This is a genomic window from Ruegeria sp. BHSA118 (genome assembly GCF_059613405.1).
In genome coordinates this window covers 1-11,919 of the sequence record NZ_JBXWSM010000007.1, presented here as the reverse complement: position 1 = coordinate 11,919, position 11,919 = coordinate 1, and the positions used below count along the sequence as shown (strand labels likewise).

Annotated in this window: 13 protein-coding genes; 5 read left to right on the top strand and 8 right to left on the bottom strand. The window is 56.7% G+C overall.

What is annotated here, in order from left to right:
• Positions 1–4 precede the first annotated feature (4 nt).
• From AC2FNN_RS03800 to AC2FNN_RS03790, 3 genes are read right to left on the bottom strand one after another with little or no spacing between them, the layout of a single operon-like run.
• On the bottom strand, positions 5–340 hold the full coding sequence (locus tag AC2FNN_RS03800; protein WP_496756692.1) for a carboxymuconolactone decarboxylase family protein: 336 nt from the start codon (positions 338–340) through the stop codon (positions 5–7).
• Between the two features lie 11 nt (positions 341–351).
• Positions 352–1,110 carry an amino acid ABC transporter permease gene (locus AC2FNN_RS03795; protein WP_496756690.1) on the bottom strand — a complete coding sequence of 253 codons (759 nt, stop codon included), beginning with the start codon at positions 1,108–1,110 and terminating at the stop codon, positions 352–354.
• Between the two features lie 9 nt (positions 1,111–1,119).
• On the bottom strand, positions 1,120–1,860 hold the full coding sequence (locus AC2FNN_RS03790; RefSeq protein WP_171614720.1) for an amino acid ABC transporter ATP-binding protein: 741 nt from the start codon (positions 1,858–1,860) through the stop codon (positions 1,120–1,122).
• A gap of 122 nt (positions 1,861–1,982) precedes the next feature.
• On the opposite strand from AC2FNN_RS03790, the gene AC2FNN_RS03785 reads away from it, so the two are divergent.
• Positions 1,983–2,753, top strand: a complete 771-nt coding sequence (locus tag AC2FNN_RS03785) for a transporter substrate-binding domain-containing protein (RefSeq protein WP_496756688.1) — start codon at positions 1,983–1,985, stop codon at positions 2,751–2,753.
• A 54-nt stretch (positions 2,754–2,807) separates the two neighbouring features.
• Here AC2FNN_RS03785 and AC2FNN_RS03780 read toward each other — a convergent pair whose 3' ends face one another.
• From AC2FNN_RS03780 to AC2FNN_RS03770, 3 genes are all read right to left on the bottom strand, one after another.
• On the bottom strand, positions 2,808–3,416 hold the full coding sequence (locus AC2FNN_RS03780) for a helix-turn-helix domain-containing protein (RefSeq protein WP_496756686.1): 609 nt from the start codon (positions 3,414–3,416) through the stop codon (positions 2,808–2,810).
• Positions 3,417–3,494: 78 nt separating this feature from the next.
• Positions 3,495–4,634 (bottom strand): aminotransferase class I/II-fold pyridoxal phosphate-dependent enzyme, encoded by a 1,140-nt coding sequence (locus tag AC2FNN_RS03775; protein ID WP_496756684.1) that lies wholly within the window; start codon positions 4,632–4,634, stop codon positions 3,495–3,497.
• A gap of 40 nt (positions 4,635–4,674) precedes the next feature.
• Positions 4,675–5,145 carry a DnaA N-terminal domain-containing protein gene (locus tag AC2FNN_RS03770; protein ID WP_496756682.1) on the bottom strand — a complete coding sequence of 157 codons (471 nt, stop codon included), beginning with the start codon at positions 5,143–5,145 and terminating at the stop codon, positions 4,675–4,677.
• Between the two features lie 696 nt (positions 5,146–5,841).
• Here AC2FNN_RS03770 and AC2FNN_RS03765 point away from each other — a divergent pair.
• Together AC2FNN_RS03765 and AC2FNN_RS03760 are read left to right on the top strand one after the other, a co-directional pair.
• A complete protein-coding gene (locus AC2FNN_RS03765; RefSeq protein ID WP_171118234.1) occupies positions 5,842–7,149 on the top strand; it encodes an AAA family ATPase in 1,308 nt (435 codons plus the stop codon).
• Positions 7,146–8,255 (top strand): ParB/RepB/Spo0J family partition protein, encoded by a 1,110-nt coding sequence (locus tag AC2FNN_RS03760; RefSeq protein ID WP_496756680.1) that lies wholly within the window; start codon positions 7,146–7,148, stop codon positions 8,253–8,255. The genes AC2FNN_RS03765 and AC2FNN_RS03760 overlap by 4 nt, the downstream gene beginning before the upstream one ends.
• 633 nt (positions 8,256–8,888) lie before the next feature.
• On the opposite strand, the gene AC2FNN_RS03755 is transcribed toward AC2FNN_RS03760, so the two are convergent.
• Positions 8,889–9,596 (bottom strand): IS6 family transposase, encoded by a 708-nt coding sequence (locus AC2FNN_RS03755; RefSeq protein WP_496756679.1) that lies wholly within the window; start codon positions 9,594–9,596, stop codon positions 8,889–8,891.
• Positions 9,597–9,635: 39 nt separating this feature from the next.
• The gene (locus AC2FNN_RS03750) at positions 9,636–11,093 is read right to left on the bottom strand and encodes a tetratricopeptide repeat protein (RefSeq protein WP_496756677.1); all 1,458 of its coding nucleotides are present in this window, start codon (positions 11,091–11,093) and stop codon (positions 9,636–9,638) included.
• A 163-nt stretch (positions 11,094–11,256) separates the two neighbouring features.
• On the opposite strand from AC2FNN_RS03750, the gene AC2FNN_RS03745 reads away from it, so the two are divergent.
• Together AC2FNN_RS03745 and AC2FNN_RS03740 are read left to right on the top strand one after the other, a co-directional pair.
• Entirely contained in the window at positions 11,257–11,568 is a 312-nt protein-coding gene (locus tag AC2FNN_RS03745; protein WP_170451072.1) for a hypothetical protein, read from the top strand.
• A 20-nt stretch (positions 11,569–11,588) separates the two neighbouring features.
• On the top strand, positions 11,589–11,919 hold a 331-nt coding region (locus AC2FNN_RS03740), incomplete at its 3' end, for an HdeD family acid-resistance protein (protein ID WP_496756676.1).

The window sequence follows — 11,919 nt, the reverse complement described above, 5'->3', positions numbered from 1 at the left end:
TTTCTTACTCCGAAAACTCATCAAAAGCCCTGAGCGCCTTGGCGCTGTAGGCATAGGACGGCCCGCCGCCCATATAGGTGGCCATGGCCAACGCCTCGCACATTTCTTCGCGGGTGGCGCCCAGCCGAACCAGCGAACGCACGTGGAATCCGATGCAGCTGTCGCAGCGGGTCGCGATCGCAATGCCGAGCGCCATGAACTCCTTGGTCTTCTCGCTCAGCGCTCCGTCAGTCTTGGCCGCCTTGCCCATGATGCCAAAGCCGCGCACGGTTTCCGGCACTTCTTTCGAGAAGGTTCCGATATTGGCCTCGGTCTCGGCCATGAAATCTTTCCAGTTCATTTCTTCACTCCTTATCCGCGCTCGTCCGCGCCCATGCGACGCTCCAGCCAGCGCACCCCGGCTGAGATGATCAAAACCAGGATCAGGTATTCGAAAATCAGCAGGGTATAGATTTCCAACGGGCGGTATTCCGTCACCACCAGTTCATTCGCGCGGCGGGTCAGTTCCTGCATCCCGATGACACTGGCAAAGGCGCTCATCTTGACGATGTAGATGAACTGGTTTGCCAAAGGCGGCAGAATGCGCCGGATCGCCTGCGGCAGGATCACATAGCGCATGGTCTGCACATAGTTCAGCCCGATGGTCTGCGCCGCCTCGCGCTGACCACGAGCAATGGATTGAATGCCTGCGCGATAGATCTCGGCCGTAAAGGCGCTGTCTGAAATCGCCAGCGTAATGATTGCCCCCCAGAAGGGATCGATGGGGATGTTCAGACCCATCGACTGAAACACGATGGGCAAGCCGTAGAACACCCAAAACAGCATCGGCAGCAGAGGGATGGCGCGGATGAACTCCACATAGACCCGGTTGACAAGTCGCCAGCCGCGCTTTTCCGACAGGCCCGGCAGCGCCACCAACAGACCGACCACGATCGACAGCACCGCCGCGATCAACGAGATCAAAATGGTCGACCCCATGCCCGAAATCAGGAATTTCACATTCGTCCAGCCCGAGTCGGTCGTTGGGTTGATGACGTACCAGCCCCAGGTCTGTGACGACGAACAGCCTGCCAGCAGAAGCAGAGGTGCTATCAGAAGGATTTTTTTCATCGGCCCCTCTCAGTGTTGCAGGATCTGGGACAGGAATTTGCGACACCGATCGGACTGAGGATTGGTGAAGAAATGTTCGGGGTTACCTTCTTCGACGATTTCACCGGCATCCATGAAGATCATCTTGTCTGCCACCTTTCGGGCAAACCCCATCTCATGCGTGACAACCACCATGGTCATCCCCTCATTGGCCAACTCGACCATCACGTCCAACACTTCCGAGATCATCTCGGGGTCCAGTGCCGAGGTCGGCTCGTCAAACAACAGCACACGCGGCTCCATGCACAGCGACCGGGCGATGGCGACGCGTTGCTGCTGACCACCCGACAACTGAATGGGCTTTTTGTCGGCCTGATCTGGAATGTGCACCCGGTCCAGATAGTGACGCGCTTTTTCCTCTGCCTCTTTGCGGCCGAGACCGCGCGCCTTGATCGGGCCCAAAGTCAGGTTTTCCAATACGGTAAGATGCGGGAACAGGTTGAACTGCTGGAACACCATTCCAACCTCGGACCGGATCCTGGCCACGGATTTCTCGTCATCCGTCAACTCGATCCCATCTACGCGGATGGTGCCTTTCTGATGTTTTTCCAATTGGTTGATACATCGCACAACGGTGGATTTTCCTGACCCGGAAGGCCCGCAAATCACCACCTTTTCGCCGCTGTTGACCGTCAGATTGATGTCCTTGAGTACGTGAAACGTGTCGAACCACTTGTTCACGCCCACAAGTTCGATTGCGGCGTCTGGCATAAGATGAACTGCCCCTGTTTTTAGTCCCAGTATAATATTTTCTTGAGGTTATCTTTCCCTTTGGGCTTAAATCAATGAAGAATACGGCCACAAGGTCGAAATGCCACCAACGGGAGAAACCGATGAACACTTTTTGGAAAGCTGCGGCAGCCGCTGCGCTTGGACTTGTCTTGTCAGGCGCTGCGCAGGCGCAATCTGCGCTGAACGAGGTGCTGGATTCCGGCGTGCTCAAGGTGGGCACCACGGGCGATTGGAATCCCATGTCGCTCCGCGACCCTGCAACCAACAGCTACAAAGGGTACGACATCGACATCATGAACGAGCTGGCCGCCGATCTGGGGGTCGAGGTCGAATATGTCCCCACCGACTGGAAGACATTGGTCAACGGTGTGGTGGCAGGCAAGTATCACCTGACCGGATCGGCATCGATTTCGCCGCCGCGCATGAAGGTCGCAGGTTTTTCCGAAAGCTATATTTCGGTGGAACTCTTCCCCTATACGACCAAGGACAAGGCCGACAAGTTCGACGGTTATGACTCGATCAACCAGCCCGGAGTAAAAGTCGCGACCACCCTGGGCACAACATTCGAAAAACGCGTCCGCGAATGGTTCCCGAACGCAGATATCAAGGTAGTCGAGGCCCCGGCCCGCGGTTTTCAGGAAGTAATCGCAGGACGCGCGGATGTCTTCATTACATCCAACATCGAAGGCTCGACCCTCGAGGCGAAATTTCCGGTGGTACGCGTGAAGAACGCAGGCCCGCGTTCGCCGTCACCCATCGCGATGATCCTGCCACAGGCCGATCAGGTGTGGATCAACTATGTAAACAACTGGATCGAAGTCAAAAAGGCACAAGGGTTCTTCGAAGAAAATCGCAAGAAATGGGGTCTCTGACTCTTCTCGGATCACCTTAATTCCCAAACGCCCGGCGCGGTCGCCGGGCGTTTTTCAATTGTCTCCTGAAACGGCCTTGGCAACCACGGTGACAAAGCTGACCTTGTCAGTTTTCAACTCCAACGGCCCATGAGTGGCGTTTGAATCAAAACTCAGACTGTCGCCCGGCCGCATGTGATAAGCGGCTTCACCACAGCCATAGACCATCTCGCCAGCGGTGACGTGGATGAATTCGACACCCTGATGTTGGTAAAGCGGGCGTTCGTCCAGCGGACCTTCCAATGTAACGCTGAAACTCTCGAAACTGACATGTTTCGCTTCCGCCCGACCGATCAGCTTGTAACTGTGCCCGAAACCGGTGCCCAACCGTTGCACGGTTACACCTTCACCCGCAGCCACAAATGACACATCCGTGCGTTCGACCGTGCCAGCAAAGAAGTTGATCAGCGGAACGCCGATTCCGCCGGCCAGGGCCTCAAGCGTCGCCAGTGAGGCAGACACCTGACCGCGCTCGATCTTGGAAATCATCGCCGTGGACACACCGGACCGCTGAGACAGTTCGGCCAGAGTCAATCCGGCCAGCGCGCGATGCGTTTTCACCGCGGCCCCGACCAGGTGATCCAGCGGCGGTTTTTCGACGGAAAGCACAGGTGAATCTTCCATTTGCGAAGCCTATCGACACGTATGAAAAAGGCAAAAGAAATGTCACCGAACCACTCGCACCAGTTCGGCGGCAAATTCTCAGCCTCCGTTCAGAATGTCTCCTGTAAGATCATTCAACTTTGCCAACCCGTCCCGCAGATGATCTTCGGGCAGGGCCGAGCTGAACCGAAAATGGTTCTCGACCCCGAACCGCGACCCCGGAATGACCAGCACGTCTTTCTCGCGCAACAGGCGCATGCTGAACTCCTCGGATGTGATCGGTAGATTGAACCGCACGAACGACATGGCCGACGCCTGAGGTGGTACAACGGAAAACACCCCCTGATGCCGCGCCAGTTCTTCCGTCAGAACGTCAAACCCCGTGCGGATCAGACGGCGCGCGCGGGCTTTCAACTTGGACCGCGCCGGTTCGGCAAGCGCCTTGTCCGCCAGTTCCATCGACAACATCGATGCCGTGATCGAGGCATATTCGTGCCGCCGCCAGCAGTGCTGAATGATTTTTTTGGGCCCAACCAGCCATCCCAACCTCAGCCCCGGAAGGCCATAGGCCTTGGACATGGAGTTCACCACAAGAACCCTGTCCGTACTTCCCCAGAACGAAGGCGTTTCGGTGTCACCTTCGCGCTCGGTTCCGGCATAAACCTCGTCCGACACGATCCAGGCGCCAACGCGCTCGGCAGCCGATACGATAAAGGCACGATCCGCTTCGGTCAGAATACGCCCCGTGGGATTGTTCGGGTTCACCACATGGATGATGCGGGTCCTGTCATCGACGGCCCTCTCCAGCGCTTCTGCATCAATGCCCCACCCTGCGGATTCGATCAGGTTGACCCAACGCACTTCGTTGCCGAGATTGGCGGCATTTCCTGAAATCTGTTCATAGGTCGGCCGGAAACACACAACATTGTCGCCGGGTTCCAACAAGGTGTTGGCCACCAGCGTGTTCGCTTCGGTTGCACCGACCGTGACCAATACCCCATCTGCCGAGGCCCCCGGGTACAAGCCTGCGATGGTGTCGCGCAGGGATTGCTTTCCATTGACTTGCGGATAGTCGATCATCGTTGTCAGCAGAGCGTCGAGATCAATCCCGGCCAGCTCTATCAACCCCTGCAACGACATGGGATGAACACCGCTTTCCGAGAAATTGAAGACCACTCCGTGTTCCGTTTCGGACAGGAACTGTTCGACCCGAAATGGTTGAAAATTTCGGTTGATCATGATGCATCCTTTGCTCGGCCGTGCTGCGCACCTGACAGCCTCAATCGGCTGCGTTTACGTGAACCGTTCTGATACTGGGATCGACGCGGCTATAGGCGGCCAGCAATCGTGCCGTCCATTTCTGTGCAATGTAATCAGCCATGAACCGCGAGGGGGCAACCAGAATGACGCGCCCCCCTGCCCTTTCCGACTCGGACAGATGCTGGAACCAACTTGCCCACAACTCGGGATCGCGCCCGTGAAGAATTGATTGAACCTGCGACCAGACATCCTCGGGCTTTGCTTCGGGGGTGTCGATTTCTGGCCCCGGGGGTTTGGCCGCGAAAGGCACGACATTTGTAATGGGTTCGGAATCCTCGCTCATCCGGGCCTGGAAATCGGAACCTATGATCGGCCAGACCTCTTGCGTATCGATCATGATCTGTTTGAGGTCGATTTCATAGACCGCGACCCGACCCCGTGCAGCAGGCCGTTTGACCGTTACCCAACCTAATGCGCGAAATCTGGCCATTTCGCGCTTTACAGTCCTTTCATTCACTGACCAAAGACGCGAAATTTCTTCGCGTCCAATCGATAATTCGTTGTTTCGCCAGTTATATCGTGTCGTAATCAATGCGATGATACGCAGTACGCTGCGTTGCCGATGCTTGTCGCCTGACAACGCATATATGGTGAGCGCAGATAGTATATCGTATTTTAAGGCCGCCGCATTTCGCCCGACCGGTTTAGCCAGCTGCATACCCGTTCTCACCGCTCTGTCTGCCTCAGACGGGTGTGTCCCGCCGATCTCGCGCTGTTTGCCAACGCTTTTCGTCATCTTGGCCTAATTAGCGTCCAAAGCTTCGATTCTGTCAAGAAGAGTCTGAAACAGGTCAGAAAATTGCGCCAATCCAGATCAAAAAATAAAAGAAATCTGGTGAAGTATTGGTGAAGGGGGACGTCTTGGATGACCCCTTATTGGCTTGTTATGTCCCCCTATATATCGCAGATCCAGGAAGAATGCCCCCCTAAATACGGTTGAGGGCGTGTTGCGAATCGTCGCCCTTCATCTTGCCCGCCGCCGAATCGGCGATGGCCTTGCAGGGCCTTGTTTTCTTACCCGTGGGTAAGATTTGAGTTTCATCATATTTTCTTTTGCGTAAAGCGCAAATCGGGCGTAAATAAGAAACGAACAGAAATTTACGTTCCAAACAAAGAGACATGAGGCATGTACACGCACGAAGACCTGAATGCATTGCGCAATCAATCTCTCAAACTCCAGGGGTGGATTCGCCAGCAGACCTTTAGCCCCGAGATGGAGAAGACACTCCGCCGGTTTTCGAGCTGGGAGGTGTCCGAGCTGATCTTCCGGGTCAACCAGTCAACCTTTCGCGGAAAGCTGGCCGCTGATCCGTCGCTGCCCGGAGGCGAGGTTGAGCCCGAAGGGCGGCAGCGCTGGTTCAGCCTGGAGGAAGTGAATGAGTTGCGCCGTCGGCTCAAGGTGAATCGCAAGTCCCTCATGCCGCCGCGTCCCGAGGGCAAGCGGGCCATTCGCGCGGCCGTGGCGAACTTCAAGGGCGGGGCGGGCAAGTCAACGGTGGCGTTGCATCTTGCGCATGCTGCCGCGCTTGATGGGTACCGTGTACTTGTCGTTGACTTCGACCCGCAGGCCACGCTGAGCCATTCAATGGGCCTGACCGATGTCGCAGAGGATTATACTGTCTGGGGGATCATGGCGCGTGACCTGATCCGCGAGACCGAGCGCATGAACAACCGGCCCGCCGCGGCCGAGTCCGGCACCGCCCTCCCCCGTCGGGAATTGCCCCCGGCGATCACCGATATGGGGCTTGGGGATCTGCGGATCAGCGATTTCATCAGGCGGACGTCTTGGTCCACCATCGATGCGATCCCATCCTGTGCGAACGCGGCCTTCGTCGAATTTGCCTCGGCACAGTATCGCCACCTGAACCCTGAATGGTCTTTCTTTGCCGCAGTGTCCCGGTATCTGGATCAAATCCCCGACGACGCTTATGACCTGATCCTGTTCGATTGCCCGCCAGCCATTGGGTATCAGTCCATGAACGCGGTGTTCGCGGCGGACATGTTGTACATTCCGTCTGGCCCCGGGTACTGGGAATATGACTCGACCACGTCCTTTATCGGCCAGCTGGCAGAAGCTTTAGAGGACCTGGCCTACGGGTTCGACAAAACCTTACCCACGGGTAAGATTGGTCTTCCCAAAACCTTCTGCGAACTGCGGTTCCTGCTTACAAGGTACGAGCCGGGAAACGCGTTGCATCTGGCGATGTTCGACGCGTTTCAGAAAGTCTTCGGAGACCACGTCGCCCAGCACCCGGTTGAAATGACCCGCGCGGTCGAACAATCCGGCCGCTTTCTGAGCTCGGTGTACGAAATGGATTATCGCGAAATGACCCGCGAAACCTGGCGTCGGGCCCGTTCGACATTTGACAATGTTTATGAGGAATTCCGAGGTGTGATGCTGTCTGCCTGGGACAAGCTGGAGGATGACGCATGAGCCGCAAGCGAAGAATGTTTGATATCGACCTGCCTGCAATGGATGACATTCCTGTCGGTAAGGTTCCGGACAAGGTTCTTGAAAAGCGGCGGGGCCCGATGGCTGCGGCCATTTCGGAAAATGCCGATGCACTGCGCGACCAGCAATCGACGGAAGAATCCATTCGCGCAGAAAACGATCGTCTTGCGCATGAACTCGTGCGCCTGCGTTCCGAAGGTCTGGTGACTGAACGCGTGGCATTGGATGACATTCTGTTTGAAAAGTTGACGCGGGATCGCAAGCCAGGACCGGATCCGGAACTGGACGAGTTAAAGGCGTCAATTCAGGAAATCGGATTGTCCAACCCTATCCGTCTTGAGCGTCGCTCAGATGGACGATTTGAATTGATCCAGGGGATGCGACGCCTGTCTGCTTATCGGGCTTTGTATGAGGAAACGGGCGATGAGTCCTATGCCGGAATTCCAGCGGGTATTTCCGAGGCGGGCGATCTCGACAGCAGCTACCGGCGGATGGTGGATGAGAACCTGATCCGCAAGGATATCTCGTTTGCGGAAATGGGTGCTCTGGCACGCGCGTATGCCGAAGACCCGGCAAATGATTGCCCGGATGTAGACAAGGCGGTTTCCACGCTGTTCAAATCCGCCAGTTACACAAAGCGGAGTTACATTAGGTCATTTGCCAGTTTGCTGATGATGTTGGACAAGGTTCTGAAACATCCGAACGACATTCCGCGCAACGTGGGCGTAGAGCTGAAGCGCAAACTGGATGCAACGCCAGGTTTGGCGCGCCAGGTGAGTGCCGCGGTCATGAGCGAGCCTGACCGTGACGGAGCGCGGGAGGTTGCTATTCTCAGGACTTTTCTGGGCGCGCCGGAAACAAGCGTGGCAAAGAAGGCTCCGGTTGAAAGCTCTGATAAACCTCGACGTGCAAAGACTACGTTTCAGGTGTCAGGGCGGGCAGGGATCGCCAAGTGCTCGGCATCCAGTGGTCGAATTGAGTTGAGATATGATTTGGACTTCACGCGTGTTGATCGCAGCAAACTTGAGGCGGCGATTGCTGCTTTGATCGACGCTCTTCCCGAGGAAGACGATCTTACCCACGGGTAAGGTCTGGTCTGAAGGTCCGAAAAAAGGCGCCGGTCGACTCCGGCGCCTTTGTCTTATCGCAAAAGCCTGGGCGTTCTCAGCAGAGGATTCCTGCCCATATGTCTTCTTGCCTTGAAACAGTGGCCCGTAACCGGCGGGGCAGGGGCTTGAGGCCGAGGCGTGTGGTGTCAGTCATTGACGTTGGTTCTGGAATAGTTGGTTTCGCAGAGTGTTGTCGGGGCCCAACTTCACGGCGTCTTGTCCGGGTTCGTAAGTTCAGGTCACGGTGGGGGCCTCGATTCCGGCTCGAGATTACAGCTGCAATTTGTGACGCGAGAACACGGGTGACATGACGGTTGTTCAGCACGCACAACCTCATCACAATACTCATGATAAGAATAGCTTATCAGATATAAAGAAGCTTTGATGGCGCAATAAAAGTAACGTGCAAAAGACATAAATATTGCACATTAAACGCGGGGCACATTGAGCAGCTGTAACTTCTATGATGACGCGCGCACCACGCGGGCCTTACAGTTCCGACCCAGTTGGGCCGTTTGTTTTGATGGTGTGCGCCAATTTGCTCAGGATACGATAGAGGGGACTGTTGCGTTAATCTGCTTAGCCCGGTTTAAGCCGCGCAAGGGTAGTTTATCACGCGGCCGCGAAAAGTTGGCTGATGAACTGGATCTCGCCTATGACCCCTGCTTGTTTGTGATGGACGTGGCCGCGTTTTATGGTCCGAATCGTCTCGATCCCGCTCAGGGTTGCCTTGGCCGATCGCAAGGATCGAAAGCTCTGACGATAGCCAAGGAGGCGTTTCATGGCCGCATGATCGCTCTCGATCAGATTGTTGCGCCACTTTCTGTCGATGTGCCGGATGCTGTCGAAATGCGGATCGTAGCGATGGTTGATCTCGCGAATGACCCGGGCGTAGGTCGGGGCTTTGTCTGTCACAATGACGACCGGTCGATGCAGGCGCACCCGCTCAATCGCCTTGTTCAGAAAGGCCTTTGCCGCCTTCGCATCCCGTCGTGCGGTCAGACGGAAGTCGATCATTTGCCCGTTTGCGTCGATGGCACGCCAGAGGTAGCGCCACTTGCCGCCGACGCGGACATAGGTTTCATCGACATGCCAGTCCACGCTGGCCCGGCGCAAGTGTTTCTCGGCCCGTTTGGTAATCTCCGGACCAAACTTCTGAACCCAGCGATACACGGTCGACCGATCAATGGTGATCCCGCGCTCTGCGAGCAAATCAACGACATCCTGATAGGATAGCGGGTAGCGCAGATACCACCGCACCGCGCAAAGGATGATTTCGCTTGGAAAACGGTGATGCTTGAATGGTGATTTCCGGCGCATGATCGACCTCAAAAGATCGACCTTGGCCAGATTGGGCGATTAACGCAACAGTCCCTCCGGTTCCGTGTAAGGGATGCACATAAGCTCAAGCACTTCAGAACCATTCCACATGCCACCACCGACTTTGCGCGCCGCTGAACGCGCGCCGCTGTAATCATCTTTCATGAAACAGATCAGGAACGTGCTTGCGTGGTACCAGCCGGGCGGGTTGGGGCTCAGCTCGATCGCCCGGGCGCTCAGTCTCGCGGCCTGTTCCAGATCGCCGCGCAACGCAAAGCAGGCCGCCAGATCGGCCAACATGTCTGGATAATTCGGATTGGCCCGCAATGCTTTAGCGGCCGCTTCTTCAAAGCTTTCGAACTCTCCACGATGAAAATGGGTCAAAAACAACGCGTGCTGGCCGGTTGCGTTCAGCGGATCCAGAGCGACCGACCGCTGTGCGGCCTCCAGCGCGCGATCAAAGGGCGGGGGGGACTTGTGAAAATTGAAACCGCCGCGCACTTCGTCCCCGTAGACAATCGCAAGCATCCCCCAGGCCCCGGCATATTCGGGATCGATCTCAACCGCGCGCTCCAGCAGGTCGCGAACCTTCTTGTGTTTTTCGGCCGTGGGTTCACGCCAATATTCGCTGGCCAGCAACCTGCACTGATAAGCATCCAGCGTGTGCGTCTGTGCCCTGCGCTGCACTGCACCTGTTCGATGGATCACTCCGTGGGGTTCCGCGATTTCCGTGGCGATCCGGGCGGCGATGTCGTCCTGAATTTCAAACAGGCTGTCCGCGCTCAGGTCGCGGTCATAGGTGTCGGCGGAAACCTGTTGGCCGGTTTCCGCGTCAGTCAGCTGGGCGGTCACGCGAAGCTTATTGCCCCAATGACGCACGCTGCCTTCAACCAGATACTGCACATCCAGTTCGCTTCCGACTGCGCGCGGATCGCGGCCGCGCCCGCGAAAGCGAAAGGTGACGTGCCGAGACAGCACGCTCACCTCGCGAAACCGGGCGATCGCCGAGATGACCTCTTCGGTAAAGCCATCCGCCAGATACTCCTGAGACGGGTCTCCGCTCAGGTTGTCAAAGGGCATCACCGCAACAGCAACCCGGCCGGTTGCTACCGGGGGCGTTTCGGCATCGGTCCGGCGTTCGGGGTCAAATGCGATCTCAAAAACCGGCGCGTAGGACCCCTTGGGAATATGAATTCGAACCGGGTCTTCGCGCCCTTCCTGAGCGTAGTAGAGATCCAGCCGGCTGCGCAATTTATTTGCCTGAACCCGGACGATCGTGTCGACTGTTGGGTCGAAATCCTCGGGCTTGTCGAACACATCAATGCCGATTGCATAGCCTTTCAGCGTCTCGGACCGGCCGGCCAGCGCTTCGCCGACAATATGCGACAGAAAGCGGTTCAGGCGCGTGGTATCCGCGAAATGCGGACTGACGAGGACGCGCTTCAACTGTTCCTGAATAGCGCTTGGATCGATGGCAGAGCTTACTTCGGCAAGCATGTTTCCCTCCGTCGCTCAACTTTGTCCGATGACGGGCCGCGTCACAAGACAACCCGGCGGTTTAACCGTGACTCACTCGGATGCGGGCCGTGGATCTGCGAGGGTCTGGGCCATGGCGCTCAAAAGAGCCCAGCAAACATATGACCCATGAAAGGACTGAACCATGACAACATTTTCCGAATTCGTACAGAAAGCCAAAGACGACTATACCCGTGTCGAGGACGAGCTGAAATCGTTCGAACAGAAGGTCAAGGACGCGGGCGACGCGACCGACAAGTGGACCCAGGAGCAGGTGACAAAGCTGCAATCCGATCTGCAGGAAGCAAAAGACAAGGTCACTGACCTTGCCGATCGCATCCAGAAAGAAGGCGAAGACGCTGTGACGGACGCGCATGATCAGGCGAAGAACCATTGGGAAGCCTTGCACGCCGCCGTTGCCGCCTATCGCGATCATCTCGACAAGTCGGTCGCCTGACCCTGATCCTGGAGGTCGACATGACTGATTCAGTTAATGAAACCGTGCCGAAACCCGCGCTCATGGAAGAGGTCGCCGGTTGGCAGCCTCGACCGGTCTGGCTGATTGTGCTCGGCGTCGCCATGCTCTGTGTAGGGCTGTGCGCCGTAGCCTTCCCGCTGATGTCCACGCTCGCTGTCGAAGCCTTTGTCGGCGTGGCCCTGCTGGGCGGAGGCATCGTCACAGCGATTCAGGCATTTGCGGAAAAGGCGTGGAAAGGGTTCTTCTGGCTGTTGGCCATCGGTGTTCTGAACGCGCTTGCGGGGCTTGTTCTGTTGCTTGATCCGTTCGGCGGCGTTCTGGCACTGACCC

Coding starts and splice junctions, on each gene's coding strand:
- AC2FNN_RS03760 (WP_496756680.1), top strand. CDS start 7,146: ATGAGCCGCAAGCGAAGAATGTTTGATATCGACCTGCCTGCAATGGAT.
- AC2FNN_RS03775 (WP_496756684.1), bottom strand. CDS start 4,634: ATGATCAACCGAAATTTTCAACCATTTCGGGTCGAACAGTTCCTGTCC.
- AC2FNN_RS03790 (WP_171614720.1), bottom strand. CDS start 1,860: ATGCCAGACGCCGCAATCGAACTTGTGGGCGTGAACAAGTGGTTCGAC.
- AC2FNN_RS03745 (WP_170451072.1), top strand. CDS start 11,257: ATGACAACATTTTCCGAATTCGTACAGAAAGCCAAAGACGACTATACC.
- AC2FNN_RS03780 (WP_496756686.1), bottom strand. CDS start 3,416: ATGGAAGATTCACCTGTGCTTTCCGTCGAAAAACCGCCGCTGGATCAC.
- AC2FNN_RS03795 (WP_496756690.1), bottom strand. CDS start 1,110: ATGAAAAAAATCCTTCTGATAGCACCTCTGCTTCTGCTGGCAGGCTGT.
- AC2FNN_RS03765 (WP_171118234.1), top strand. CDS start 5,842: ATGTACACGCACGAAGACCTGAATGCATTGCGCAATCAATCTCTCAAA.
- AC2FNN_RS03785 (WP_496756688.1), top strand. CDS start 1,983: ATGAACACTTTTTGGAAAGCTGCGGCAGCCGCTGCGCTTGGACTTGTC.
- AC2FNN_RS03800 (WP_496756692.1), bottom strand. CDS start 340: ATGAACTGGAAAGATTTCATGGCCGAGACCGAGGCCAATATCGGAACC.
- AC2FNN_RS03755 (WP_496756679.1), bottom strand. CDS start 9,596: ATGCGCCGGAAATCACCATTCAAGCATCACCGTTTTCCAAGCGAAATC.
- AC2FNN_RS03770 (WP_496756682.1), bottom strand. CDS start 5,145: ATGGCCAGATTTCGCGCATTAGGTTGGGTAACGGTCAAACGGCCTGCT.
- AC2FNN_RS03750 (WP_496756677.1), bottom strand. CDS start 11,093: ATGCTTGCCGAAGTAAGCTCTGCCATCGATCCAAGCGCTATTCAGGAA.